The following is a 26,101-nucleotide window of genomic DNA, read 5'->3' on the forward strand; positions in this document are numbered from 1 at the left end:
TTTCAAGGAGAGTCATCATGCAAACCGATTTCCATCACGCCGTTACCTATGTCACCGCCCGTACTGCCGGTTTCGATCATGACCAAGCCGACATCATCGCCTATTCGGCACAATATGTGGACGACGCCGTCAGCGAAGGCGTCGTGCATTTCGATAACGACGCCTTTTATGCGCGGATTCATTCCTCGCATAAAAGCACCGATGTCGGTAATTTGAACAACGATTACAACCATCTGATCTGGTTGCCGTTCCATTTTTTGCCGGGTAACGGCGGCAAGGGGCCGGGCGAGGATCCGGACGGTACATTTATCCAGAAAATCGTCTGCCTGCCCGATAGTCCGCCGGCCAAGGAGATGGTGCAGGCGGCCGTCGCCGATAAAGGCAAACCCTACAGTCTGCATCGGCTGGGGATTGCTCTGCATGTGTATGCGGATACCTGGTCGCACCAAGGCTTTGCCGGGGTAATTCACGAGATCAACCAAGTGGAACATGCCAGAGAAATCAAAAGCTCCGGTATGTATGCCAAGCAACTCCAGCATATGCTGGAGGATTGGCTGGACGATGTCATTCCGCCCTTGGGTCATGGTCGAGCCAAGATGTTTCCCGATCTACCGTTTTTGCATTGGCAGTATAAGAACGGTCGCGGTGTCTGGGTTGATCGCGATAACCCCACGGATTTTTGCAAGGCTGCGGATGCGATGTGTAAAGCCATGCAGCAGTACCTGAATAAACCCCCAAGCGGGTTGCCGGCTGCGGATAAGGCCTTACTGAATAAAATCTTTCTGGAATTAAAAATTAAAGAAGATAAGACGCGTCATGAAAGATGGCTGGATATCGTAAAAAGCGGCTTTAACGGCGAAAAATTTAGTTTTGGCAGCGCCGAGATTAGTTACGTGGCGGAAGGTGTGGGATCCTGGAAGGAAAAAGCCTTGGGCAGCAGTTGGGATCTGCGCGTTCATCCCTATAAGCCCGGATTTTTAAGCAGTAACTGGAAGTTATTCCACGACGCCTTGCAATTGCATCGCTTGACGGTGCTGCACGATATTTTGCCCAAGTACGGCATTTGCGCGGGCTAAGCCGATAAGCAGGAGACACCTCATGAAGGCCAATACCGAAGCCGATCTATCTTGCCGTACCCTATACCCCATCGTCTTGTTACACGGCATCGGTTACCGCGACGATATGTTGATGCTGAACTCCTGGGGGCGGATCCCTAAAGTTTTGGAAGCCGCCGGCGCTCAGGTGGTTCAGGGCGGTTTGGATGCCTGGAATAGTCATGAAAACAGCGCGCTCGCGCTGAAGCCAAATATTGAGCAGCTGCTTAGCGAAACCGGCTCGACAAAGGTCAATATCATCGCTCATTCCAAGGGCGGCCTGGAAGCACGCTATCTGATTTCCAAGCTGGATATGGCCGAAAAAGTCGCCAGTCTGACCACGGTGTGCACGCCGCATCATGGCTCGGCCGTGGCGGATCTGGTCGCCGGCGACATTCCTGATACCCAAAACCTGTTGAGCGTAAATTTCTTCAAACGGCTGGCGCAGAGATTGGGGTTCGGCGCGATGGACATCCTGGCCAGAATCACCGGCGACAAAAGCCCCCAAGCCGGCATGGCCATTAAACAGCTGACTCGTAGTTATCTGGCGGAATTTAATCAACAAGTACTTGATGCGCCCGGCGTGTATTACCAGAGCTACGGCACGCTGATGCGCCGGGCTATCGACGATCCGGTGTTTGCTGCCACCCATGTGTTGCTGAAACGGATAGAAGGCGAGAACGACGGCATGGTCTCCACGCAATCCTGCCAGTGGGGCAGATTTCGCGGTTTGATCGGTGATAGCAATCTGGACCGAGGCTTGTCGCATGGTGACCTGGTGGACTATCGCGGCCTGCTGCTTACTCATTTCAATGTTCCAGCGGCATACCTCGACATCGTCAAAGACCTAAAACAACAAGGCTTTTGAGCTGGGCCTATACGTCCAGCCTAAGCAAAAAATATAACAAATACAGGGGAAGGACCATGAACAACTATCTCAATGTCGCCAATTTCCCAACCGCTTCGGAGCCTGAAACACAAGCGTTGGCCAATGCGCTCGAAGCTATTCTCGCCAACGATCTTCAAGACGGCGCGCTGCCTATGCTGGGCCGCTTTCGCAAAATTCTGGGAGACAATCTGCGCCGCGAGGAATGGGACGCTGTCCACGAAAAATTGCTGACCTTATTCAAATGCGGCATCAGCACGCTGCTGGACGGGCCGATGATAGGGGTTTCGATGTCTATTCGCGATAGCGATTATTTTAAGGAGACCGCCAAGAAACACGGCGAAAACCGTTCGATGCTGGCGCATCTGGAATGGATGGCGACGCTGTGGAATGTCACTTATGCCAGTACCGGGTTATGGATGGGTAAGACGTTTGAGCCGGTGACTAAAGAGGTGTTTGCCGGCAAATGCGGCCACGATCCCGTCGCGATCTTTAATTACGACCCGGAAACGACTCGTATCGGCCGGAATTTTTTCCGCGAACCGGATGATCCCAATTTCATTCAAAGCTTGGGCATGCCGGTCCTAACCCAGTTCTGGAATCTGCGGGACAGGCCTTTGGATACCAAAGCGCAGGGCTTCGATAGCCAATTGCTTGCGCAAAATCTGGCCAAGGAAAAAGCCATTCCGTATGTGAAAACCGGCGGGATTTTCCTGTCCTTGCCCGGCAAGTCAGTGGTTGGAGAGATGAACGGCAAAGCCGTGTATCAGCTTAACTATCGTTGGCATGACTTACATCCGGCGTTCCCGATGACCCGCCTAATCGACGAGTTGGTACAAATAGAGGAGGGCGTCTATCTGGGTCAACTGGTTATGGCCACCCATCATTACAGTCTCGGCACGTTGCAGATACCTTTGTTTGGCGATCATCCGTCGGAGTGGGAATTGGGCGAAGCGTATACCGGCGATAATTCGGTCGATTACGGCTATCAAAATAACGGCTTTTTTTTGATGATAGATACCGCTCGCGCCAGGGAAGCGTTCGCCGACGCAGCCTTTCCGAACCTGCGGCCCCGGCCCGGCGAACGCGGCTGGAAGGAATTAGGCTACGACAAGCCAGTAAGGGCCAAACCGGGCGCCTCAGCGGACGGCGTGGAATGGACGAGCGGCTGGCGCGACGATCCCGAATTGCAGCGTAAATTCACCACACTTTGCCTGGAAGCGTCGCCAAAAACTGACGATGGCGATGTGCGGGAGTTGCTACAGCCAGGCGAATCAATTTTGCAAATGTTGCAACGCCAGCAAGGCAAGATTTCCGCGGCCAGCGGTTTCGACGATCACCTGCGGCATTTTGAGGTGTTGAATCGTCTGTTTCGTTGCGGCGTTGCGCCACGTATTGCCGATGGCGTGTTTCAAGGCCAGGGCCTGGGCTACAACACCCGCTTCGATGCGCCCGAAGCGCGCGCTTGGTACGGGCAAAGCGATCCTTGCAGCGGCTTTGATTATTACCACGGCGCCACGCTGAATTTGCATTGGGGCTTTGGCGACAGCTTTATCGCCAACATCGCTCGCTCTTTGCAGGAACACAGCATGATTCCGGCCGCGCTGGCCGATAGGCTGCAAAACGATCCGCGCGCGCCTAATTTGCTGAACGCGGTATGGGCCAACATCGGCCGCTTTATATTTCCTTGGGCAGGTAAATCTTTCGAACGGATCAGCGGCCGTAAGTTGAGCATGCTGCTGGACGAGAGCGACGACCTGGCGCAGCGCTATCCGGAGCGGGTAGCCGAGCTAAAAGCCCATCCGGCCAGCTTTCCGCATTACGCCTTAGTTGAAAAAAATCGTGAGCATTATTGGCCAGAGCCGGGTGTTTACGCCGAGCATTTGAGCAGCGGCAGTTGGGACCAAGGCATGTCTAAAGCCGACAAGTCCTTCTGGGAACGGGAAGCTGCCGAACATTGGGTATTTGGCAATAACATCCAGGATTCGCGCATCCTACCCACCGATGCGTTGTTCAGAGTATTGGATATGAATTACCATCCGCCGCTGCCATCCATACAACAGATCACCGATGCCGGACCGTCGCCGTTCGTCAGGCAGGGCTATAGCTTTTTGGGTGTAGATGATCGGGAATCGATTTTGCCGATGAACAACGGACCGGATAAAGCCAAGAAAGTATTCCAGTTTCACTACCGCTATCCGCTAATCGGCGGTCCGGCGCCAATCGGTACGTGTCTGGATGAATTGGTGGAGCTTGCGGAGGGTTTGTTCCTGGGCCAGCTGATATATTCCACCGCTTTGCTGGTGCCGTTTCACTCAGCTACCGATCCGGCGGAATACCAATACCAGCTATTCGGTTATTTCCTATTGCTGGATAACACCTGGGAGAAACATCGGCAGGCGATAGGTTTTGATATCAACAGCTAACTTGGCGGGTCGGCTGGTTGCCGCAGGGACTCTTTTTGCGAGAGCCCCTCGACAAGGTTTTTGTTGGAACGGCAGGATTGGCGCTTAACGTTTTTCGTCAACTTCCTCGCCGATTTCCCATTCCTCGGTAGCGGTTTCGATAATTTTTCCGCTGGCGGCGTCGATTTCGACTTTGGTTTCTAAGCCTTTGTCGTTGACGATGTCGAATTCATAAGATGAGCCGCCGTTTTCCTCGACTTCGTATTCGACTTCCTCAATCTTGCCCGGGTTGGCTTTTAGCGCAATCGTTGCGGCATCTTCCTCGGTGACTTTGACATTCTTTTTGAATGCCAGGCTATTCGGATCGGCCACTTCAGATTCTTTTTCGGTCAGCTTGCCGCTGTCGGCATCGCACATGAACTCCCATTCCTGGCGGTTGCTGTCGCGCAGTTCCAATTCGTAAGCGCCTTTGCCGGCTACGTTGAGCTTTTCCAGTTTGACCAGTTCGCCCGCTTTTTCTTTTTTTACGGCTTGGATGCAGTTTTCCAGGCCTTGATCGGCTGCCACGGCACTAGCGGACAACATGCCAAAACCGGCTAATACAGATAATGTTAACAATGACTTTTTCATAAGCTACCTCGCAAATAAAAGGAAAAATTCCCGAATGACGGGAATCATACGCTGTTATCGATAATCAAGCCATGGCAATTCGCAAACTTTCTGAGCGAGCCTCGATTATCGATAGCCAGTTTAAGTTTGATTTGAGTTTGGCAATTGGACACGGTCTTACTGCTGATGCCCAATTGCAGCGCTATCGCTTGCAATGAACAGCCTTCGGCTAACAGACAAAATACATCGAATTCGCGGGAGCTGAGCGATACAAATGGATCTAACTGCTTTTTGATTTGCCGCATGGCCAACAACTGCGCTATGTTTTGGTCCAGGTAATATTCACCTTGCACAAGCTTGCAGATGATCTCGGCCAACTTCACCGCGTCGGGAAGCACTGCTAACAATCCCGTCACACCGGCCTGCATATAAGTCACGGCATGGGCGCTGGAATGGCGAAGCAGGACCATAAATTTACACGCGGGAGCAATAGATTTTATTTGATCGATCAGAGTCAGATTCTCCTGCAAGGCCGCCTCTCCATCGATCAGGACTAGGTCTAAAGCCGCGAAATTCATCGGGCCCGCAGTATTTGGCTCCATTGTTACGACCACAATACCTTGTTTCTCCAGCTCTACCGGATCAAGGCCAATTTCTGCAAACCCTGGTGGTAGCAATAGTCTGATGACTGACACAATATCTTGCCTTTTGTCTAAACGGGTGTAATTGCCAAGCCAAGCCCTTGTGGTGCAAAAGGCATTGTTCTCTCTGGCGTCGATGGGCTCGCCTTTTGATTAGGGTTTTGGTTTGAGCCTAGCTGACGTTGGAGATTAACAGAAACAGGGCGTGTTAACGCTGTTCTAATGACTCTCGATGTTTTTCAGCATCCGTTCTATGGACTGCATGTAGATCTGTACGCTGCTCTCAAAAGCCGGCGATATGGCGGTAAATTGAAAGCCTATCCGATGCGCCGTGCTTATCGTACTGGTTTTAACGTCGATACTGTATTTGGCGCGCAGCCCGACATCGGCATGATGATGTTCGTGATCGTGCAGGAATAATGTGCAACTGACCGCTTCGATAGACAGTAAATCTTGTTGTAACGCATGCTCGGGATTGATTAAGGCCAGACCGCACAAACCGATATCCAGCAGTTTGAAGGTTTTTGTAAGGGCAGATTGAACGCCAGTGGTGGCGTCGGTTACGTTAAAGTTAAACTGGCAATAGGTGCCGACATGCGATTGCGGTACTTTCACCCGATAATAATTACGCCGCTGCCGCCAATACAGCCTATCAGGCAAGGGCATCATTAACACTGGGCCCTGCGGGCTTTGCACCAGTTTGATGTTCACCCCTTGAAATGTCGCTTCAATCCCATCCACCTGCGTGAAGAAATGCACACGCTTGGTCAGTAACAGACGGTCCGTCAATTCTTTCGTCGGCGCAATGTCTATCGCCAACGTATTATGCTTAAGGTCAATTTGCACGATCGCGGTTAAAAACGATTGATTATTCACGCCGTAGCGAGCGGACAAAATACAATTACGCTGCTGGATTTCAGTTAGGTAATTGACAATCTGTTTCTGGTTAAAAATCGCGTAGTCGTCTTCCATCGATAGTTATCGTAGGTTTTGCAAATATTCGGAAAATATAGGTTAAAAGTCGGATTATTGCTGGCTTGAAACTGGGAGTATTTAATGTTTAATGTGGAGAAGTGTAGAGACGTGTAGGTCAGGGTACGTGACAGCGTTCTCTGACTTAGCGAACTCTATGAATGCAGTGAATTATGTAGGTCACGTTGGCGTGATACGACTGTATGGATGCAGGAAGTAGGGCAACGCAGGAGCAGTTGCCGAGCGGCTACGTGACGAATCGAAGCCAAGTTGTCAGGGAACGCTAGCGCGCACCCTGACCTACGCACTGGCAAAATCTCAATCCATTTCAGTCCATTTATGTTTCATTATGGTTTACCTAAATCACATAACGTAGAGCTAAGGCGCGCGCCTGTCGCGGAAGACTGGCGAAGCCACCGAAGTCGGAAAAACAACAAAGCTTCAAAACCGCCCCGAAAAGGCGCGTCCCGCTTGATCGCAATGTTAGGCTCTGCAATCAGATTTATTAATCCCCTGTTGATCATCATAGTTTATGCTCACTTCCTTTGGTAGATCAAGGCAAGGGATTGCGGCGTTTAATGACTGTGTAAATTGCTTCTTTAGCCTTGGTGTTTTTAGGGCTTTCACAAGAACGTCAATACCCGCTAAGACAGATAAGTCATAAGCTACCTCGCGTGAGATTGCAGGGCTTTCTAGCCACGGCGTAGGATCTGGTTTTCCAGGTTCAATAAAGTCAATCGGAGGACGAGGGAGTTTTATGATTGGGACATAAAAACAGTATTTTTTTCCGCCTAACTCAAAACATGCTTGCATTTTAATTCTCCTAAGCGATTGTTAATATGAATAAAAAACTATTTCGTGTTTTGAAACCTAACGTTAATTAATAACCCGATGCCAGGTCTTTTAAAAAATAAAAATACAAACCAAAACATCGAATTAAGACTGAGTTTAAAACCACTTAATTGTGTTGTCTGTGAACTATTACCGCTGAAGCTTTTGGTTAATTGTGCCTAACGCAAAAGCTAACCCGCGTAGCGAAGTCGGGTTGAGCGGCGGGTTATGCTAAAGGCGCTCACCTTTTTTAAGTTCGTAAACATACGGTTCGGAATCTTTAACGTAGCTTCCGTGATACCCAGCCCGCGTAGGGCGCATCAGCGAAGCGTCATGTGCCGGATCATCAAAAACCAACAAACGACGTATACCGGCAAGCCTATTCGACGGCATACGTGTATATCAAATACGTCATGAAGTACCAGAGCAAATCCTGAATACTTGCTAACTCCGAATATTTTCCGCCATAACATCCCGCAGACTTCCCGCGGCATATTTGTGCAACACGCTGGCAACCAATGTCTGATAAGGCAATCCTTCCTGCAAGGCTCGGCGCTGTAACGCCGCTAAATCCCTGGCGGATATTCTGATGTTGATACGCTTGTCTTTTTTAAAGGTAGCCTCGGCAGTTTTGGTTAAATCTGCCTTGCGCTCTTCGGTCAATATGGATTCGAATTCGTCGGCTTCGAAGGCAGCCAATAATGCCTGTTCTTCTTGATCCAGTTTTAAGTTAGTCATGTCCGCCTCGCAGATAGTGTTTCGTCGCTTTGCGACTGGGGATGATGGTTTTCAGAAAAATCTCTTCGTTGGTCTCGACGTAAGGCACCAAATAAACGTAGCTATCGACATCCACGACAAATATTCTTTGATTGGAATATTTATCCGGATTGGGGTGGGCAACATCATCCAGCAAATCGCCGGATTGAATTGCAAATACTACGTCTTCGAATGAGATACCTCGTTCGGCGATTAGAGTCTGATTTTTCTCTGTGTTCCAGTTAAATTGCTTCATGGCCTAGCCTAACATAGCGTGTGCCTATCGTCATCAGCAGCGACCAATTACCGGTCAACCATAGGCAAACTCAACACAGCCTCCGCCCCACCGCCCTGGGCATTGCCAACCTTGATCTCGCCGCCATGCAACACGGCTACTTCCCGGACGAAGGCCAAACCTAGGCCGGTGCTCTTGCGGCCATTATTGGGGCGCGGCAAGGAGTAGAAGCGTTCGAATAAACGTTCCAATGCGTAGTCAGGGATGCCAGGGCCGTAGTCGCGGATACGCAAGATGATTTGCTTGCCGTCGCGGCGGCCGTTGATTTCGATTGTGGACTCGGCAGGGGCAAAGGCCAAGGCGTTATCCAAAAGATTGGAGATGGCCTGCCGCAATAAAAACTCTTCCGCCAGCACCGGTAGCGGTTCGTCTAGCGTCACGGCGGTTTGCAAATTTAGTTGCAGCAGTTGCGGGGCTTTTTCGGCCAGGACGCTATTCAGCAATTCGCCCAAATCCAATAGCTGTGGATCGGATAATTGCTGGCGCTGCTCCAATTCCGCCAGTCCCAACAAACGTTCGATCAATTGATCCAGGCGTTCGGCCTGTTCTTTGGCGTTGCCGGCGAAACGGCGGCGGTCTGCATCCGGTAGTGGTTCTTCCAGCAATTCCGCAGCGCCGCGGATGGCCGCCAGCGGGCTTTTCATTTCATGGGTTAGGGTTTGTACGTAACGCTCGACGTATTGTTTGCCTTCCAATTCCCGGCGCATGCTTTCCAGGGCATGTGCTAGCGTGGACAGTTCGACGCTGCGCAATTTGGGCGGACTGGCTTTGCCGCCGGACGCGACGCTGCGGGCGTAGCCGACCAATAAGTCGATGGCGCGGGTTAAGCGCCAGTTGAACACCGCGCCGAATAGCAAAGCGCCGCCGAACAGCCAGAAGGCACCGCGCTGCACGGCGGTTTTGCTGGCCTCTACAATGGGTTGCAGCAGGGCGGTGGGGTAGGCGACGGTGACCACGCCTACCAACTTTTCGCCGTCGCGCACCGGCGCGGCGACATGCATGGTCGAGCTGGTTTTATCGCCAGGACTGGCTTGCGTGGAACGGGCGCCGTATTGGCCTTGCAGGGTTAGATAGACGTCGTTCCAGCGCGAGTAGTTTTCGCCGACTGCCGTACCTGCTGAGTCGAATCGGACGATGCCGGTCGCGTCGGTAACGTAAACCCGGTAATCCAGGGATTGTTTGGGAAAACCGAAGATGGTCGCTGACACCGGCCGCTTGCTGTAACGCTTGACCGCCTGGGCGAAATGGCCGTCGGCGATGTTACCCTGCAACAAGTCTGGCGCGGCCAGTTCGGCCAGCAGGTTGGCGGTATCCACCAAGCTGGCTTCCAGCGCGGTGCGCACGCCGGGGCCGATCTGTTTTACCACCAGCAACAACACCAGTTGCCCGGTCACGGCCACCAGCAGGAAATAACCCAAGAACAGCCGTACCGATAACTTCATCGGCCTTGCAAGCTATAACCCAGGCCGCGATGCGTGCGTATCGGGTCCTGGTCGGCGGCGGCCAAGCGTAGTTTGGCGCGCAAGGTTTTGATATGGGTATCGACGGTGCGGTCGAAGACGTCGCCGGGGTCTTGCCAGATTCTTTCCAGCAGTTGTTCGCGGGAGAAAATCCGTTCCGGGTGTTCGATCAATAGTTTCAGCAACAAAAACTCGTAACGGGTTAAATCCAGCAACTGCCCGCAATAGCCGATGCGGCCGGCTTGGCTATCCAAATCAAACTGTGTGTCAGACGTCACTGCTGGCTTATTAGCGTCCGCTTTACCTAGCCGGCGCAGGATTACCCCAACTCTGGTCGCGACTTCGCGCGGGCTGAACGGCTTGGTGATATAGTCGTCGGCGCCGATTTCCAAACCGACGATGCGGTCGATTTCGTCGCTGTGCGCGGTTAGAAAAATCACCGGGATGTCAGAGAAACGGCGCAACTGTCGGCACAAGTCAAAGCCGTTGCCGTCCGGCAGACCGACATCGAGAATAGCCAGAGAGAACGAGTCGGTTTGCAGCCTGGACAACGCAGTTTGCAGCAAGCTGACGTGCTCGGTCTGATAACCGCTGCTGTTCAGAACGTAAATCAAGGTGTCGGCAATGGCCGGTTCGTCTTCGACGATTAAGATGCGTTTCGCGGCAGTCACGGCTTTAATAGGTCATGCAGGCCGCGCTCAATAAGCCCGCCGCCAGCGCAAAACCGGCCAGCACGATGGCCGGCCCCAGTTCGTCGTCGGCGATGCGTTTACACAGGTCGGCAAAGGCCAGCCTCAGGCCGACGAACACTAGTACCTGCAAAAATAAAGCAATGCCGGCCCAGATCAACATGTCGATGAACGACACGCTGTTGGCGACAGCTCCGGACAGCGCCAGCACAAAGCCCAGCAATGCGCCGCTAAACGCCACCGCCGGCGCGGTTTTGCCCTCGCGGATCAGTTTGAATTCGGCGTAGGGCGTAATCCACAGATAGCAGAAAGCAAACACGCAGGTCAGCGCTGCAGCGGCGACGAAGTGCAGAAAAAAGCCGTTGGCGCCGGCCAGGAGGTTAGAGAGTTCTAGCGATTCCATAGTCAATTCTCGACGAAATAATGCGGGATGAAGCGGCTATTGTTGCCGGTGATTTCGGTTTTGTCTTCACGGATGCCGATGCCGGCCGGTTGATCGGCGATGACCCAGGAGCCGATCACCGGAAAATTGCCGGCAAAGTTGGGCAGCGGCGTGTGCTTTTGATAAATGTAAGCAGCGCTGCCGTAACTGCCGCCGGTTTCGACGACGCCAGCGCCACGGCGAATCTGGATGTTGGCGCCTTCGCGGGAATACAGCGGCTTGCGCACATAATCGCCCAGCAGCGGTTGGTCGGCGAAACTGGCCGGCAGCAGATTGGGGTGGTCGGGGAACAGCTCCCATAAAATCGGCAAAATGCCTTTGTTGCTGAGCAGCAGCTTCCAGGGCGGTTCCAGCATAGCGGGCTGGGCTTGCGGCAGGTAGGGGCCAAACTCCTCGTGCAACAGCCATTCCCAGGGATAAAGCTTGAACAGCGCGCTGATAGGGTTGTTGCGCAGATCGACAAAGCGTTGCCCGCTGGCGTCCCAGCCGATTTGGTCGATTGCCAGGCGCTGTGTTTGCAGGCCGGCTTGCACGGCGGTATCGCGCAGATATTCTAGGTTACCGTTGTCCTCGTCGCTGGTTTCGACGCCGGCAAAATGCAGGCTGGGCTGGTGCTCCCGGTAATGTTGCCAAAAGCCGAGCAGTTTTTCGTGTATCGAATTAAATTGATCGGCGTCCGGATAGCATTCCCGCAACCAGAACCATTGCACCACAGCCGCTTCCAGCAGCGCGGTGGGCGTGTCGGCGTTGTATTCCAGCAATTTGGGCTGGCCGCTACCGTCCCAGGCCAGATCGAAGCGGCCGTAAACGCTGGGTTCGCGGCGCTCCCAAGAATCGACGATATAGGGCACGGCCCAATCCGGAATCAGCAGTTGCTTGAACAAATTGCGGTCGATGATGGCTTGGACGGCTTTTAGACACAATGCATGCAATTCGGCGGTGGCATCGTCGAGAATATCGATCTGGCTGGCCGTGAAGCGATAGCAGGCCGATTCGTCCCAGTAGGCTTCGTTGTCCAGGGTGTGATAAGTCATACCCACCGCTTCCACTCGCTGCTGCCAGTCGTTGCGGGGAGTTAGCGCTATACGTTGCATGTTTAGCCGCCGAACGAACTGTGCGATCCACCAAAGAAGCCGAAGCCGCCGCGTCTTGTCGAGCTATGGCTGTCCGAGCCGCCATTACCGCGATAACTGGAGCCGGAACCGCTGCCGTGGCTACCACTGCTTTTACATTCGACCGGGTTGCCCATGTCGTCAACGCAATCTTGTTGGCGTATCCGAAAATCGTTCGGGTTGCCGGCATAGCTGGCTAGCGATAAGCCGCCCAATAAAGCCAAGGACACCTGCATGGAACGGCGGGGAACTGTTACTTGGACCGACTGGGCTTCCGGTGCGGCTTGCAATATGCTTTCCCAGGTGGATAGCCGGGGATAAAAGTCGTAGTAATAAATCGCACCTATCAACAGCATTAGATAAAAATCCAGTCTGTTACCGCACAGCAGAAACAGCGGCAAGCCCAACCAGGCCACGCCATTGGCGATCAATGCGGAACGGAAAGCCTGTTGCTGGGCTTGTGCAACGCGTAAGGAATAGTTAGGCACATTGACGGGCGGCTTGGTCAGCGTTTGCAATAGCGGATACGCCGCCAAGGCCACGGCAACAAACAATAAGCGCACCGGCCACGCCGGCAACTGGGCCGCGTAACCGGCAAAAACCGGATATTGCCAGTACAGCATGGTTGCATAAATCACATACACCAACAGGTATACGCCGGTAAGCACTGCCATGAAGCGGAAAGACGATACCGCTTTATCGAATTCTACACAGACGGCGCTGTTGCTGCTCAATGGGCGGCTGGAAAAGCTGCCCAGCCGATAGATGTTGCGGCGATAAGAATCCAGCCAAAGTCTCAGTTCCGGCGACAAAAAATTGCCTGCTACTTGAATCGACTCCCGGGTGTTTTTGTTGGAGCCATGAAAAAATCGCCAGGATTTTGCGCTACCCTGCTCTTGGCTATCGGCAACCAGCAAAGCATGGGTGGGAATGGTAGTTTCGCCTAGCCAACTGCGCTTGACGATTTTATCTGGATAAAGCGTAATCGATATTGTCGACATGGTGCCAAGAATCACCCAAGCCCAATAAGCCCCTAACAAAATAAAACTAACTTCGAGGATGAAAAAATGGCTCAAAAACCCGGCCCAGGCCATCAGCAAGGCTAGCGCCAATCCGAATAGAGCAAGGAGTTTTTTCCATACACTGTAAGTAAGAACCAGTCTTTTATTTAGCGACGACGATGGCATAGGCTAGGCTACATAGGGCTATGAGGTTGGAATTGGTTGCGGGGTAATCGTCGGCGAAGCATAGCCGCTACTTGGTGTTTTTGCTGAAAATAGGGGATGGGGGCGCGGATGTCGATATTGGCTGGATCGCCGTTGAGCGGTGTATTTTAGATTTGCCTTTTCCTGTTTTGGTGCGTTGGCAATCCGTTTTGGTGCGAAACCTGGGTTTGGCTTGCTTGGATTCGCAGCCTAGAGCTTGCCGTCGCTGGATTCGGATGGCTGGCACAATCCGTGCTGCAAGTTACGCGGTGCAATGGCGCACCCTCGGTTCCCTTCAACAACGGCGTTGAAACGTTGCTGGTTTTATACCCGCTGCATCGTTTACTCGTCCGTCGTGCCTGCCTTTATTTCTTCAAGACATTCGCTTACGAGTAACACACCCGTTTCCAGGGGAGCTTTAGCTTGCGCACACAGGCTTAATCAAACGAATGGCGGTGCTTGCAAAACGCCGGTATTCATGTTGTTCCCACATTTAAAAGGTGAGTTATGTCCTATCTGATCCCGTCGGAATTCGTCACAAAGATGGTCGATGCCGGTGAATCCAAAATCTTCATGTCAACCCGCGATACGCTAATCCGCGCTTACATGGCCGGGGCGATCCTGGCGTTGGCGGCGGTATTTGCGGTGGCGATTACCGTGCAAACCAACTCGCCGATCTTTGGGGCGATTTTATTTCCGGTCGGGTTTTGCATGCTGTATCTACTGGGTTTCGATTTGCTGACCGGCGTGTTCGTATTAACGCCGCTGGCCTGGCTGGACAAACGTGCCGGGGTAACCTTGCCCGGAATTCTTAGAAACTGGGGCTTGGTGTTTTTAGGCAATTTTCTCGGCGCGTTGACGGTGGCGGTGATGATGGCCATCGTCTTTACTTATGGGTTTTCCGTTGAACCGGATGCGGTCGGCAAAAAGCTAGCCGGCATCGGTGAAGCTAGGACGCTGGGTTATGCCAAATACGGCATCGCCGGTTGGTTTACTATTTTTATTCGCGGCATGCTCTGCAACTGGATGGTGTCTACCGGCGTGGTGGGGGCGATGATTTCGACGTCGGTCAGCGGTAAGGTGATTGCGATGTGGATGCCAATCATGCTGTTCTTTGGCATGACCTTCGAACACTCGGTCGTGAACATGTTTTTATTTCCCTCCGGTTTGATCATGGGCGGCAATTTTTCGATTATGGATTATTTTGTTTGGAACGAGATTCCGACCGTGTTGGGCAATCTGGTCGGCGGCTTGGCCTTTACCGGCTTGACGCTGTATTCCACGCACGTCAGAACCGCGCCGAAACGCTCTTTCAACTAATCCTTATTCGATCCGGCCTTGCCGCTGTTATAAGCCAGAGGCCTTTTTCTCGCTGTTCAATGTGCAAAGGAGTTAAAGATGACACGCAATGAAGTGACCGAATTGGTCGTTACGCAAAAACAGGCCAAGCAACTGAGCTGGGCACAACTCGCCGAGTCGATAGGCTTGAGTAAGGAATGGACCACCGCCGCATTGCTGGGGCAGATGACCTTGAACGCCGAACAGGCCGCCACCATCGGCGCGCTGCTGGATTTGCCGCCCGAGGCTATCGCGCAACTGCAAGTGGTGCCATACAAAGGTTCGCTGCCTAGCGCCGTGCCGACCGATCCTTTGATCTATCGTTTTTACGAGTTGGTGAATGTGTACGGCACCACTTTTAAAGCGCTGATTCATGAGGAATTCGGCGATGGCATCATGAGCGCTATCGACTTTAGCATGGACTTGCAACGCGAACCTGATCCGAAAGGTGATCGGGTCAAAATCGTGATGAGCGGGAAGTTTCTGCCTTATAAAAGCTATTAAGGCGAATGTGCCTTAAGTCATGTCCGGGCCATTGAGCGTCGCCGTCGGTCAATATTCCGATAAAGGCCGCAAGGCGCTGAATCAGGATTTTCACGGCGTTTATATTGCTAAAGAGCCGCAGTTAAGCGCCAAAGGCATTGCGATAGCCTTGGCCGACGGCATCAGCAGTAGCGAGGTCAGTCATATCGCCAGTCAGGCGGCGGTGACCGGGTTCCTGGCGGATTATTTTTGTACCTCGGAAGCCTGGTCGGTTAAGAAGTCGGTGCAGCGGGTGTTGACCGCCACCAATTCCTGGTTGTACGCGCAAACCCGGCAAAGCCGCGATTGTTACGACATGGATCGCGGCTATGTTTGCACCTTGAGCGCGCTGGTGATCAAATCCGCCACCGCGCATTTGTTCCATGTCGGCGACACACGGATTTATCGGCTAGTCGGCGATGAGTTGGAACAGCTCACCCACGATCATCGCTTATGGATTTCTCAGGAGAAAAGTTACCTGAGCCGGGCGATGGGTATGGATTCGCGTCTGGAAATCGACTATCAAGCGTTGACCGTTAGCTTGGACGATACGTTCGTGTTGGCGACCGATGGCGTTTATGAATACGTCAGTGCGCACTTTGTGAGCCAAACCATCCGCCAAGCCGGCGACGACTTGGACGGCGCGGCCAAAGCCATCGTCCAGGCGGCCTACGCAAATGGCAGCGGCGATAATCTGACAGTGCAGATTGTGCGCATCGAGCAACTGCCGCTACCGAGTGCTAACGAACTGTATCAATCCTTAACCGCCTTACCGTTCCCGCCGCAGTTGGAAGCCAGGATGGCGTTCGACGGTTACACCATCGTCCGCCAATTACATGCCAGCAGCCGCAGTCACATTTATCTGGCGGTGGACAGCGAGACCCAGGCGCAGGTGGTGATTAAAACCCCGTCCATCGACTTGCGCGGCGATCCGGCCTACCTGGAACGCTTTCTGATGGAAGACTGGATTGCCCGGCGTATCAACAACCCGCATGTATTAAAGCCTTGCGCGCAAACCCGCAAACGCAATTTTCTGTATGTCGCCACGGAATTCATCGACGGCCAGACCCTGAAACAGTGGATGATCGACCATCCGCAGCCGGACCTGGAAACTGTGCGCGGCATCGTCGAACAAATCGCCAAGGGCTTGCGGGGCTTTCATCGCCTGGAAATGCTGCATCAGGATCTGCGGCCTGACAACATCATGATAGACGGCATCGGCACCGTGAAAATTATCGATTTCGGTTCGACCCGAGTCGCCGGCGTGATGGAAATGGGTATTCCCGTCGGCCACCAGCATATACTCGGCACCGCGCAATATGCCGCACCGGAGTATTTCCTGGGCGAGCCGGGCTCGGTGCGTTCCGAGCAGTTTTCCCTGGCGGTGATTGCCTATCAAATGCTGACCGGCAAACTGCCTTACGGCGCGGAAGTGGCTAAATGCAAATCCAGGGCCTCCCAAAACAAACTCAGCTACGACGCTACCTTGTATCGCAACCGGGATATTCCGGGCTGGGTCGACGATGCGATCCGCAAGGCTGCGCATCCCGATCCGCATAAACGTTACGAAGACTTATCCGAGTTTATCTTTGATTTACGCCATCCCAACCCGGCGTTTTTGACCAAGACCGGGCCGGCATTGCTGGAACGCAATCCGGCAGCGTTTTGGAAAGGTGTGTCCTTCATCTTGGCGGGCGTTATCGCGATATTATTGATTAAGCGATAGAATTTCGCCGCAGGTATCGATGTCCCTTATTTTTCCGCCTCTGCTATCCTATGGGCTGTGCCGGAAAACCTAGAAGAATTGATCTGAATTTAACGAAGGGCTGAAATTTAGAAAACACCTCATGCTCCCTGGTATTCTCCCGGAAAATTAGCCCTACGGTTAATACGTAACTTCTTAATAATTACAATTCAAAACAGGAGTTATCCATGTTTTTCCGCCCGCTGCTTCTTAGTTGTTGCGGTTACCTAATAGTCGCGACCGCTCAAGCGCAACCGGTTTCTCCGGAGGAAGAAGAAAGAGCCTTATCGCAAATCTACGGCACCGAGGAAATGGTCAGTATCGCCAGCGGATACAAACAACCGATTTCCAAGGCGCCGTCAATCGCCACGGTAATTACTGCCGCCGATATTAAACAGATAGGCGCCACCGACATCGACGAAGTACTGGAAACCGTACCGGGCTTGCATGTCGAACGCAACACCATCGGCTACAACCCTATCTATACCTTTCGCGGCATTTTTTCGCAGTTCAATCAACAAGTGTTGATGATGGTCAACGGCATTCCGATCACCAATTCCTATACCGGCAGCCGTAGCGAGGTTTGGGGCGGCATGCCGATCCGCGACATCGCTCGCATCGAAGTCGTGCGCGGACCGGGATCGGCGGTCTACGGCGCCGACGCTTTCGCCGGCGTGATCAATGTCATCACCAAAACCAAACAGGATATCGAAGGCACCGAGCTCGGTGGCAGGGTCGGCAGTTTCGACACTTACGACGGCTGGGGTTTGCATGGCGGCGAATGGGCTGGCTTCGACGTCGCGTTGGCTTTTGAATACCATAAGACCGCTGGTCAGGACGCCGTCGTCGATGCCGACCTGCAAAGCCAGTTCGACCGCTTGCTGGGGACCAGCGCCTCGCTGGCACCGGGGCCGCTGAATATGTCTCGCGACAATCTCGATGCCCGGTTGGATTTGTCGCGTGGCAATTGGCGGTTTCGCGGCGGATTGCAACATCGTAGTGATCTCGGCATCGGCTCCGGCGTCGCTCAAGCCCTGGATCCGGTCAACCGCTATGCCGGCGACCGCTGGAACGCCGATCTGACCTACCACACCGACGACATCGAAAACTGGGATTTGACCACCCAGGTCAGTTATTTCGAATCCAGCCAGGAAATCGAGCGTAATCTGACGCTGTTTCCAGCCGGGACTACTTTACCGATCGGTGCCAACGGCCAGATTGGCGCCGGTGCGCCGGTGACGTTTCCGAACGGTTATATCGGCAATCCCGAGGTGTGGGAGCGCCATGTCCGCATCAGCCAAGCCTTCGCTTACAGCGGTTTTCAGCAACATCAATTGCGCAGCGGTATCGGCTTTAATTACGACAGCCTGTTCAAGGCGCGGGTCAGCCAGAATTTCGGCATCGATCCCGCCACCGGCACGCCGATACCGTCGCTGCCGGGCATCCCGCTGACCGACGTTTCCGGCACCTCCTCGACGTTTATCCCCGAGGTGGATCGGAAAGTGGCCTATCTGTTTTTGCAGGATCAGTGGAACTTTGCCAACGACTGGAGTTTGACCGCCGGCGCTCGTTACGACCGCTATTCGGATTTCGGCAATACCTTCAATCCGCGCGCGGCATTGATTTGGGAAGCTCGCTACGATTTGACCGCCAAACTGATGTACGGTTCGGCGTTCCGGGCGCCGTCGTTTCAGGAAATGTATATCATCAACAACCCGGCGCAGCTCGGGAATGCCGCCTTGCGCCCGGAAACCATGGAAAACGTCGAACTGGGTTTTGACTATCGGCCGACGGACAGCCTGCGCCTGGGTTTGAATTTCTTTAACTTCTGGTGGAAGGACATCATCCGCTTCGTGCCGGATGCCGGTGCCACCACTTCGACGGCACAAAATACCGGGACTCAGCAAGGCTACGGCACCGAACTGGAAGCGGAATGGCAGGCCGCCGACACCTTAAAAATTATCGGCAACTACGCCTATCAACGTAGCCGTGACCAGGCCCTGGACCGCGATAGCGGCTATGCGCCGCACCATCAGGTCTATCTGCGGCTGAACTGGCAGTTTCTGCCCGACTGGCAGCTCAGTCCGCAAGCGAAGTGGATTGTGGGTCGGGACCGCAGTTTCGGCGATACGCGCAAGCCGGTCGCGGATTATACTTGGGTGGATGTGACGCTACGCCGGCAGAATTTGGCCAAGCATCTCGAAGTGGCCTTTTCTGTGCGAAATCTGTTCGATGTCAGCGCCCGGGAACCCAGTCTGGCAGGCAATCCGGCCGCCATTCCCAACGACTTGCCGTTGGCGCCGCGCAGTTTTTACGGCGAAATCAGTCTTCATTTTTAGCCAAGGCGCCGTTGGTCGGGTCTTGCTTATACCGTAGTTCGGGAGTCATTTTGTTTTATAGACTATTTTTTCAGCTAGGGTTGGCCTTATGTGTGCTGTGGCCTTTTTGCGGCGGTGCCTGGGCGCAAGCGCCCACCGTTGCCATCGTTTATCCCGATGTGCGCGAGCCTTATCGTTCGGTGTTCATGGAGATTGCGCGCGGCATGGAACAAGAGTTGGGTAAGCCGGTAGGGCATTACTTGTTGAACGAGCGCGACAAGTCCGTCGACAAATTGATTCAGGACCTGAAAAACGACAGGATCGATGTGGTGGTGACGCTGGGCCGCGCCGGATTGGCGGTCGCCAAAGCGGTATCTTCCCAATTTCCGGTGGTGATCGGCGCGACGATGATCCGCCCGGACGAAGTGCAAGGCTTGGCCGGCATCAGCCTGACGCCGGCCCCGGAAGCCATGTTCGATCATTTGAAAAAACTGGTGCCGGAGGTGAAAAAAGTGACCGTGATCTACGATCCACGGCAAACAGCCTGGGAGATCGAGCGCGCCGGGCGGGCGGCTCTTGAACGCGGCTTGACGCTGGTAGCGCAACCGACCGGCAACTTACACGATTCTTCGGATCAGTTCCGGCAGATTCTGCTGGAAATTAAAGACAATTCCATCGCGCTCTGGCTGCCGCGCGAAAACGCCGCCATGGACGAATCGTCCTTGTTGCCGGAAGTGCTGCGCGAAGCCTGGGAGAAAAATTTTGTGGTGTTTTCCAGCAACCTCGACCATGTGCGCAAAGGCGCATTATTTTCGCTGTACCCGGACAATTTCAGCATGGGCCGCAGTTTGGCCGGTCTGGCTATCCAGCAATTACAGGCGGGCGGCAAATTCGAATCGGTCGAACTGCTGCGGGATTTGCTGGTAGCCGTCAATTTACGCACCGCGGAACATCTGGGTTTGCGCTTTTCCAGCCAGACACGCCGCGAATTCGCGATGGTTTTTCCGGTGCCTTAGACGCCATGAAGCGTTTGCGATGGCCTAGGTTCAAGCGGGCGAGTTTCCTGCAACAGCTTGCCGTGACCTTTTGTTTCGGTCTGGTAGTGATATCGATATTGTCGGCATTCGGCATTTCCACGCTGTCTTACTACATCGTCCGCGATAAATGGGTCGCCCAAGGCCGGCAATCCACGGAAGCCTTTGCTGCACAGAGCACGCTGGCCTTGCTGTATGCCAGCAAGGAGAATGCCGAGGAGCCGGCCCGACGCTTCCTGGCGTTTCCCGATGTGCGCGGCGTAGCCATTTACAACAATGCGCTGGAGCCTTTATTCGAACGCGGCGAACCGGCCATGCCCGCCGCCGATACCGACGCGGTGCGCTGGCCGGAATCCCTGGCCTTGGTGCATGAGAACGAACAAGCCTGGTATTTTGCCGCGCCGGTATTCACGCGCAACGCCGCGGGGCAAGAGCCATCACCGTTCGAGGCGCAAATGCCGACGCCGGAATTGGTCGGCTACGTGCGCTTGGTGATGGGCAAGCAATCGCTCAATGTCATGAAAGAAAAAATTCGCTGGACCACTTTGATGGCGTCCAGCGGCTCGGCCGCGCTGTTTCTACTGTTTCTATTGGCGATGTCGCGGCGCTTGACTTTGCCGATTCAACAACTGGCGCTGAGGATGCGTAAGGCCTCGGCCGGCGCGAAAAACGTTCGGGCCCGGTTGAGCGGGCCGCGCGACATCATCGAAATGGGCGAAGCCTTCAACACAATGATGGCGGTGTTGGAAACTCGGGAAAGGCAGTTGGAACGCGCTCGCGACACGGCTTTGGAATCGGCGCGCCTGAAAGGCGAGTTTGCCGCCAATGTCAGTCACGAGCTGCGCACGCCGCTGAACGCGGTGCTGGGTATGCTGGAGTTGTTGCAGGACATGGGGTTGACGCCCAAGCAGCTGGAATACTCGATGGTGGCCCGCAACGCCGGCGAAGCGCTGTTGAAGTTAATCGAAGATATTCTGGATTTCTCCCGCATCGAATCCGGGATGATGAAGCGGCAGCCGGTCGATTTCGTGCTTTACGAAACCTTGGATGAAGTTGTGGAATTGATGTCCGCTCAGGCGCATCGAAAAAATCTGCAACTCACTTACTCGCTAGCCGACGATATACCGCTGGTGTTGAACGGCGAAGCCTCCAGGGTGCGGCAGGTGCTGATTAATCTGGTCGGCAACGCGCTGAAGTTTACCGAACAAGGCGGCATCGCCATCGATGTGCACACCGAAGCGGCGGAAAGCGATGCCATCCAGTTGAGATTCTGCGTGAGCGACACCGGGATGGGTATACCCGAGGCGGCGCAAAGCAGTATTTTTGATGCCTTTGTCCAGGCCGACGGTTCCAGAACCCGGCATTATGAAGGCGCCGGTCTGGGATTGGCGATTTGCCGGCAATTGGTGCAACTGATGGGCGGGCAAATCGGTGTCCAAAGCCGGGAAGGGCAAGGTAGTTCGTTCTGGTTTACCGTACCCTTCAATCCGCCGCGCGGTACCGAGGGCATCTCAGAGGCCCGGCAAGCCTATTTCGCCAATCTGCGGATATTGATCGTTACCGAGAATGACAAAATGCGGCAATTTTTGGCGCAAAGTCTGGAGCGCTGGAAAATTCACTACCGGCATAGCGGCTACGGCATCAAAGCCGTGGATATGTTGCGTTCCGCCAATGATCAGGATCAGGCGTATCATTTTGTCATCATTGATCTGAGAGATGCCGACGACGCCACTTGGGTGGATATGATCGTTCACGATCCGGCGCTCGCGGCTGTCAAAATCGTGTTGCTGTCCGACCCCGGCAATGCCGTCAATCTGCCGCGCTTGCCAAACGTTGCCGCGCAGTTGGCCAAGCCGGTACAGGTTTCCAGACTATACGATTTCATATTAACCGCCGGTCAGGATTATCAGGAACCCGCGGCCGACTTGGCGCCCGAGGTCGAGCAAACAGTCGTGCTCGGGCGGCGGATATTGATCGTCGAAGACAACCGTGCCAGCCAAATGGTGGCGGCGGGCATGTTGGAGCGACTCGGTTGCCGTTACGAAATCGCCGGCTCCGGCGTCGAGGCCTTGTCATGGCTGGAGCATCAGGCTTTCGATTTGATTCTGATGGACTGCCACATGCCGACCATGGACGGCTTCGAAGCTACTCGACGCATCAGACTGTTGCCTGAACCGCTGGGCCGGTTGCCCATCGTAGCAATGACCGCCAACGCCCAGCAAGGCGATAGCGATTTATGTCTGGCGGCCGGGATGGACGATTATCTGGCCAAGCCGATCAAGCTGAAGCCGTTGCAGGAGAAACTGTTGAGTTGGTTCGAGGGCAGGCCGTGCGTGACCGCCGAGCCGCTGTCGCCGGACCACGCGCTCGAGACGCTGGATCACGCGGTTTTACGGCAATTGCGCGATGAAATCGGCCAGGGTTTTGTGAAGATGGTCGGCTATTACCTGGAAGATGCGCCGGCGCAAATCGAGCAAATCGCCCTGGCGCTTGCTACGGACAATCGCTCGCATTTACGCGAATCGGCCCATGGCCTGAAAGGCGCCAGCCGCAACCTGGGCGCGGAAAAGCTAGCGCTTATTGCCCGGCAACTGGAAGAGCAGGCGACTCAAGCACAGATTGAAAACGGCGAGGCCTTGTTGCAGCAGTTGCGTGACGAATACCGCTTCATCGAACAACTGTTGCGCTTGGAAATGGGCGGGGAAGCCGCCGCTGAGCCGATCCCGCAGGCGGGCCCCAGAATCCTGGTGGCGGACGACGATAGAGCCATGCGTTTTGCCTTGCAAGATGTTCTGGAGAAAGACGGCTATCGGGTGGACTTGGCCGGCACCGGCCGGCAGGCGCTGGCGCTGTGCCAGCGGCAAATGGCTGATTTGATCTTGATGGACGCGATGATGCCGGAAATGGACGGTTTTGAGGCCTGCCGCAGAATTCGCGCGCTGCCCCTCGGCGCCGACGTGCCGATACTGATGATTACCGCTCTGGAAAACGACCATTCGGTGGAATTGGCTTTCTCGATAGGGGCTAATGATTACATTCCCAAACCGATTCATTTCGCGGTATTGCGTAAACGCATCGCGCATTTGCTGGAAGCCAGCCTGACGCAACGGACCCTGAATCGCCTGGCTTACCACGATCCCTTGACCAATTTGGCCAATCGCACGCAATTCATTGACCGGCTGAACTCGGTGATCGCCGTCAGCGCGGATCAAAATCAGCTTCATGCTGTGCTGTTCCTGGATTTGGATAGGTTCAAGCTGACTAACGACACCTTGGGGCATGATGTCGGCGACCAATTGTTGAAAGCCGCGGCGGAGCGGATTCAAGGCTGTGTGCGACGGGAAGACATGGTTTCTCGGTTCGGCGGCGACGAGTTTACGCTGTTGCTGGCAAACATCACCAATCCGCAAGTCGCCGCTGCCGTCGCCGACAAGATCCGTATCGCCATCGCCCAGCCATTCGCGTTGATGGAGCAAGAGTTTTACGTCAGCTCCAGTATCGGCATTTCGCTGTATCCGGCCGACGGCACCGACAGCGGTTTGCTGATCAAGCACGCCGATACTGCGATGTATCGCGCCAAGGAACAGGGCAATACCTATTGTTTTTATGAAGACAACATGGAATTTGTCGTGTCGACCAAGCTGCGTCTGGAAAGCGACTTACGCCGGGCGCTACAGCGCGACGAGTTCTTTCTTCACTATCAGCCGCAAATCGATCTGGATTCCGGGCGGATTGTCGGCGCAGAGGCTCTGATCCGCTGGCGGCATCCCGAGCTGGGCTTGATAGCGCCCGATCAGTTCATTCCGGTCGCCGAAGAAATCGGTCTGATCGAGGCGATAGGCGCGTGGGTGTTAGGCGAGGCGTGCCGGCAGAGCCAAATTTGGCGGCAAAGCGGCTATCCGCCCTTCACGATGGCGGTCAACGTGTCGGCTCGGCAATTAGATCAGGAAGACTTTGTCGCGCAAGTCATCGCTATCGTCAACGAAACCGGCTTGCCTGCCGAATATCTGGAATTGGAGCTGACGGAAAGTTTGTTCATCCGCAATCCGGTGCGGAAGCGGGCTGTCCTGGCCAAGCTCAGGGAAGCCGGCTTGCAAATTTCGATAGACGATTTCGGTACCGGTTATTCCAGCCTGAACCAACTCAAGCAGTTTGCCTTCGACAAGCTGAAAATTGATCGCTCGTTTGTGGCGAACATACCCGACGACGCTGACGCCGCCGCCATCGTGATGGTGATTATTTCCATCGCCAAAATCCTGAAATTCAAGGTGATAGCGGAAGGCGTGGAGACGGAGCAACAGGCGCAATATTTGTTGAGAAACGACTGCGACGAGGCGCAGGGTTATCTGTTTGGCAAGCCGATGGCGGCCGAAGAATTTTCGGCCTTGTTGGCGCGAGTCAATGTGATCTAGGATTAGGCGCTGGCAGTTTGCAGCCGCCTCCCCACTTAGCGAGGTTTTCGCTCAGCCATCATTCCCGAGATACCGGCAACATTGCGATGCGATTTTCAATGTCTTGCATCAGTTGTTTGTAGGCTTCGCCATCGGTGCCGCCAAAGCGGCGGATAAACTCGGCTTCGCTTAGCGATTCCGGTAGGTCGGCGGTAGCCGGCATCATCTGATTTTCGTTGGCGACAGCCATAATCGCTTGGATTTTTCGAGCGAGCGCCGGGCTGGCGACGGCTTGTTCGCCCATGCGCGTGCCGGCCCGGTCGGCGGCCAGGTCGTTAAACGAAAAACCGCTGCCGCCGCGGGAATCTTCTATTTCTTTAAACAATCCCACCGCATCAGCCAAGGGGGTGCCCGAATAGGCGGCCAGCATCGCCGAAACCATATAATGTTTGGTCAGGTCGTCTCTATCGTTCAACGTTACCTGGCGCCAAAGCGGGCGCGGCCAGAGCCGCGATTCGGGGATGATTTTCGTCAGGCGCTGTTGATTGACATAAAGCGTCAGTACCAAAATCAATGCCCGGTTTTCCGCAATCGGGTCGCCGCTGGCGCTTCTTTGTAATGCCAGTATAAAAAGTGGTTTGCTGAGATCAGTGAGACTGACGCTTTTATTATCTGTCTGGCTTAGTTCGGCTAAACGCCGCTGATAAGCCTCTAGTCGCTGCAGGTCCTCCGGCGTTAGTAATGCACCGCGCAATTTGCCGGGTAAGTCTGCTTGCCAACGATAGGTAACCGTCAGGCGCTGCGGTTGAAACAGCACATGCTTGACAATATCGGCGAAGGCTTGCCGATCCGCCGCCGGTTGTAAGGTGTTGAGCGCCAATTCCAGCAAGGGTTTGGCCAGCATGCCGGGCAGCCGGAGTTGGCCCAAAGACAGTTGGTGTACTTCCGGTAGGTCGGTGGTTTGTTTAAGCTCCAGCGTCAAATTCAGATATTGGCCTATGGGATTGCGGGGCAAACGCAGGGTGGCGTCAATGTGGGCCCCGCCTTTGTCGATCCGTAAGCCCGCCACGCCGTTGGCGTATTGGTTGGCAAGATAATTGATCGCCAGGTCCAGTTCTTGTTGATCCAGTACGACTCGGGCGATAGCACCTGACTTTAAACGGCGTGGATCGTTTTGCCGAAAAATCAATTTGCCGCGGGCAATCTGTTCCGGGGTCAGGTCGGCGCGGGTCTGTAGTTTCGGCGTGTCGTCAATGGCCAGCCACAATGCCAATCCCAATAATACGGGCAATAGAAAGAGGGTCAGTAGCAAGCTTTTTGCAATCCATTTCATGGGTCGTTCTGTTCATCCTTGCTG

21 protein-coding genes are annotated in these 26,101 nt (G+C 54.2%); 9 read left to right on the forward strand and 12 right to left on the reverse strand.

Translation table 11 applies throughout. The features are described 5' to 3' along the window. The first annotated feature begins 17 nt into the window (after positions 1–17). Genes G006_RS0121730 through G006_RS0121740 form a run of 3 tightly spaced genes read left to right on the forward strand, consistent with a single transcriptional unit; the run spans position 18 to position 4,406 of the window. Positions 18–1,076, forward strand: a complete 1,059-nt coding sequence (locus G006_RS0121730) for a DUF6765 family protein (RefSeq protein WP_020485332.1) — start codon at positions 18–20, stop codon at positions 1,074–1,076. Positions 1,077–1,098: 22 nt separating this feature from the next. Further along, positions 1,099–1,962, forward strand: a complete 864-nt coding sequence (locus tag G006_RS26210) for an esterase/lipase family protein (RefSeq protein WP_020485333.1) — start codon at positions 1,099–1,101, stop codon at positions 1,960–1,962. A 56-nt stretch (positions 1,963–2,018) separates the two neighbouring features. Then, entirely contained in the window at positions 2,019–4,406 is a 2,388-nt protein-coding gene (locus G006_RS0121740; protein ID WP_020485334.1) for a hypothetical protein, read from the forward strand. Between the two features lie 84 nt (positions 4,407–4,490). On the opposite strand, the gene G006_RS0121745 is transcribed toward G006_RS0121740, so the two are convergent. The 11 genes from G006_RS0121745 to G006_RS0121795 form a co-directional block, all read right to left on the reverse strand. Then, positions 4,491–5,015, reverse strand: a complete 525-nt coding sequence (locus G006_RS0121745) for a PepSY domain-containing protein (protein ID WP_020485335.1) — start codon at positions 5,013–5,015, stop codon at positions 4,491–4,493. A 44-nt stretch (positions 5,016–5,059) separates the two neighbouring features. Then, positions 5,060–5,689, reverse strand: coding sequence for a LuxR C-terminal-related transcriptional regulator (locus G006_RS27315; protein WP_152428991.1), 630 nt, complete (start codon positions 5,687–5,689; stop codon positions 5,060–5,062). A gap of 165 nt (positions 5,690–5,854) precedes the next feature. Beyond that, a complete protein-coding gene (locus G006_RS0121755) occupies positions 5,855–6,607 on the reverse strand; it encodes a flagellar brake protein (RefSeq protein WP_020485337.1) in 753 nt (250 codons plus the stop codon). A gap of 483 nt (positions 6,608–7,090) precedes the next feature. Beyond that, positions 7,091–7,420 (reverse strand): hypothetical protein, encoded by a 330-nt coding sequence (locus G006_RS0121760; protein WP_020485338.1) that lies wholly within the window; start codon positions 7,418–7,420, stop codon positions 7,091–7,093. A gap of 462 nt (positions 7,421–7,882) precedes the next feature. Then, on the reverse strand, positions 7,883–8,176 hold the full coding sequence (locus tag G006_RS0121765; RefSeq protein ID WP_020485339.1) for a hypothetical protein: 294 nt from the start codon (positions 8,174–8,176) through the stop codon (positions 7,883–7,885). Then, positions 8,169–8,450: a BrnT family toxin gene (locus G006_RS0121770; RefSeq protein WP_020485340.1), complete on the reverse strand. Its 282-nt coding sequence runs from the start codon at positions 8,448–8,450 to the stop codon at positions 8,169–8,171. Before G006_RS0121770 ends, G006_RS0121765 begins: the two co-directional genes overlap by 8 nt. 47 nt (positions 8,451–8,497) lie before the next feature. Then, positions 8,498–9,931 carry a two-component system sensor histidine kinase CreC gene (gene creC / locus G006_RS0121775; protein WP_020485341.1) on the reverse strand — a complete coding sequence of 478 codons (1,434 nt, stop codon included), beginning with the start codon at positions 9,929–9,931 and terminating at the stop codon, positions 8,498–8,500. After that, positions 9,928–10,620, reverse strand: a complete 693-nt coding sequence (creB, locus tag G006_RS0121780; protein ID WP_020485342.1) for a two-component system response regulator CreB — start codon at positions 10,618–10,620, stop codon at positions 9,928–9,930. Before creB ends, creC begins: the two co-directional genes overlap by 4 nt. Positions 10,621–10,624: 4 nt before the next feature. Continuing rightward, positions 10,625–11,041 (reverse strand): DUF350 domain-containing protein, encoded by a 417-nt coding sequence (locus tag G006_RS0121785; protein ID WP_020485343.1) that lies wholly within the window; start codon positions 11,039–11,041, stop codon positions 10,625–10,627. 2 nt (positions 11,042–11,043) lie between these two features. Continuing rightward, positions 11,044–12,174, reverse strand: coding sequence for a glutathionylspermidine synthase family protein (locus G006_RS0121790; RefSeq protein ID WP_020485344.1), 1,131 nt, complete (start codon positions 12,172–12,174; stop codon positions 11,044–11,046). A 2-nt stretch (positions 12,175–12,176) separates the two neighbouring features. Further along, positions 12,177–13,379 (reverse strand): hypothetical protein, encoded by a 1,203-nt coding sequence (locus G006_RS0121795; protein WP_152428992.1) that lies wholly within the window; start codon positions 13,377–13,379, stop codon positions 12,177–12,179. Positions 13,380–13,904: 525 nt separating this feature from the next. Between G006_RS0121795 and G006_RS0121805 the strand changes: the two genes are divergently transcribed. From G006_RS0121805 to G006_RS0121830, 6 genes are all read left to right on the forward strand, one after another. Then, positions 13,905–14,717 (forward strand): formate/nitrite transporter family protein, encoded by an 813-nt coding sequence (locus G006_RS0121805; RefSeq protein ID WP_020485347.1) that lies wholly within the window; start codon positions 13,905–13,907, stop codon positions 14,715–14,717. Positions 14,718–14,795: 78 nt separating this feature from the next. Next, positions 14,796–15,239 carry a cyanase gene (gene cynS / locus G006_RS0121810; protein WP_020485348.1) on the forward strand — a complete coding sequence of 148 codons (444 nt, stop codon included), beginning with the start codon at positions 14,796–14,798 and terminating at the stop codon, positions 15,237–15,239. Positions 15,240–15,258: 19 nt separating this feature from the next. Then, positions 15,259–16,983, forward strand: coding sequence for a bifunctional protein-serine/threonine kinase/phosphatase (locus G006_RS0121815; RefSeq protein WP_020485349.1), 1,725 nt, complete (start codon positions 15,259–15,261; stop codon positions 16,981–16,983). 206 nt (positions 16,984–17,189) lie between these two features. Further along, positions 17,190–19,340: a TonB-dependent receptor plug domain-containing protein gene (locus G006_RS0121820; RefSeq protein WP_020485350.1), complete on the forward strand. Its 2,151-nt coding sequence runs from the start codon at positions 17,190–17,192 to the stop codon at positions 19,338–19,340. Between the two features lie 50 nt (positions 19,341–19,390). Continuing rightward, positions 19,391–20,335, forward strand: coding sequence for an ABC transporter substrate-binding protein (locus G006_RS0121825; protein WP_020485351.1), 945 nt, complete (start codon positions 19,391–19,393; stop codon positions 20,333–20,335). Between the two features lie 5 nt (positions 20,336–20,340). Next, entirely contained in the window at positions 20,341–24,765 is a 4,425-nt protein-coding gene (locus G006_RS0121830) for an EAL domain-containing protein (RefSeq protein ID WP_020485352.1), read from the forward strand. Positions 24,766–24,823: 58 nt separating this feature from the next. On the opposite strand, the gene G006_RS0121835 is transcribed toward G006_RS0121830, so the two are convergent. Then, positions 24,824–26,077, reverse strand: coding sequence for a hypothetical protein (locus tag G006_RS0121835; RefSeq protein ID WP_020485353.1), 1,254 nt, complete (start codon positions 26,075–26,077; stop codon positions 24,824–24,826). Positions 26,078–26,101: the final 24 nt, after the last annotated feature.

Origin of the sequence: Methylomonas sp. MK1 (genome assembly GCF_000365425.1) — a bacterium.
Lineage (GTDB): Bacteria > Pseudomonadota > Gammaproteobacteria > Methylococcales > Methylomonadaceae > Methylomonas.

Bases quoted from the DNA above. Each gene is read 5' to 3' on its own strand.
- G006_RS0121730 (WP_020485332.1), top strand. From the start codon at position 18: ATGCAAACCGATTTCCATCACGCCGTTACCTATGTCACCGCCCGTACT.
- G006_RS26210 (WP_020485333.1), top strand. From the start codon at position 1,099: ATGAAGGCCAATACCGAAGCCGATCTATCTTGCCGTACCCTATACCCC.
- G006_RS0121740 (WP_020485334.1), top strand. From the start codon at position 2,019: ATGAACAACTATCTCAATGTCGCCAATTTCCCAACCGCTTCGGAGCCT.
- G006_RS0121745 (WP_020485335.1), bottom strand. From the start codon at position 5,015: ATGAAAAAGTCATTGTTAACATTATCTGTATTAGCCGGTTTTGGCATG.
- G006_RS0121755 (WP_020485337.1), bottom strand. From the start codon at position 6,607: ATGGAAGACGACTACGCGATTTTTAACCAGAAACAGATTGTCAATTAC.
- G006_RS0121760 (WP_020485338.1), bottom strand. From the start codon at position 7,420: ATGCAAGCATGTTTTGAGTTAGGCGGAAAAAAATACTGTTTTTATGTC.
- G006_RS0121765 (WP_020485339.1), bottom strand. From the start codon at position 8,176: ATGACTAACTTAAAACTGGATCAAGAAGAACAGGCATTATTGGCTGCC.
- G006_RS0121770 (WP_020485340.1), bottom strand. From the start codon at position 8,450: ATGAAGCAATTTAACTGGAACACAGAGAAAAATCAGACTCTAATCGCC.
- creC (WP_020485341.1), bottom strand. From the start codon at position 9,931: ATGAAGTTATCGGTACGGCTGTTCTTGGGTTATTTCCTGCTGGTGGCC.
- G006_RS0121785 (WP_020485343.1), bottom strand. From the start codon at position 11,041: ATGGAATCGCTAGAACTCTCTAACCTCCTGGCCGGCGCCAACGGCTTT.
- G006_RS0121790 (WP_020485344.1), bottom strand. From the start codon at position 12,174: ATGCAACGTATAGCGCTAACTCCCCGCAACGACTGGCAGCAGCGAGTG.
- G006_RS0121795 (WP_152428992.1), bottom strand. From the start codon at position 13,379: ATGCCATCGTCGTCGCTAAATAAAAGACTGGTTCTTACTTACAGTGTA.
- G006_RS0121805 (WP_020485347.1), top strand. From the start codon at position 13,905: ATGTCCTATCTGATCCCGTCGGAATTCGTCACAAAGATGGTCGATGCC.
- cynS (WP_020485348.1), top strand. From the start codon at position 14,796: ATGACACGCAATGAAGTGACCGAATTGGTCGTTACGCAAAAACAGGCC.
- G006_RS0121815 (WP_020485349.1), top strand. From the start codon at position 15,259: ATGTCCGGGCCATTGAGCGTCGCCGTCGGTCAATATTCCGATAAAGGC.
- G006_RS0121820 (WP_020485350.1), top strand. From the start codon at position 17,190: ATGTTTTTCCGCCCGCTGCTTCTTAGTTGTTGCGGTTACCTAATAGTC.
- G006_RS0121830 (WP_020485352.1), top strand. From the start codon at position 20,341: ATGAAGCGTTTGCGATGGCCTAGGTTCAAGCGGGCGAGTTTCCTGCAA.
- G006_RS0121835 (WP_020485353.1), bottom strand. From the start codon at position 26,077: ATGAAATGGATTGCAAAAAGCTTGCTACTGACCCTCTTTCTATTGCCC.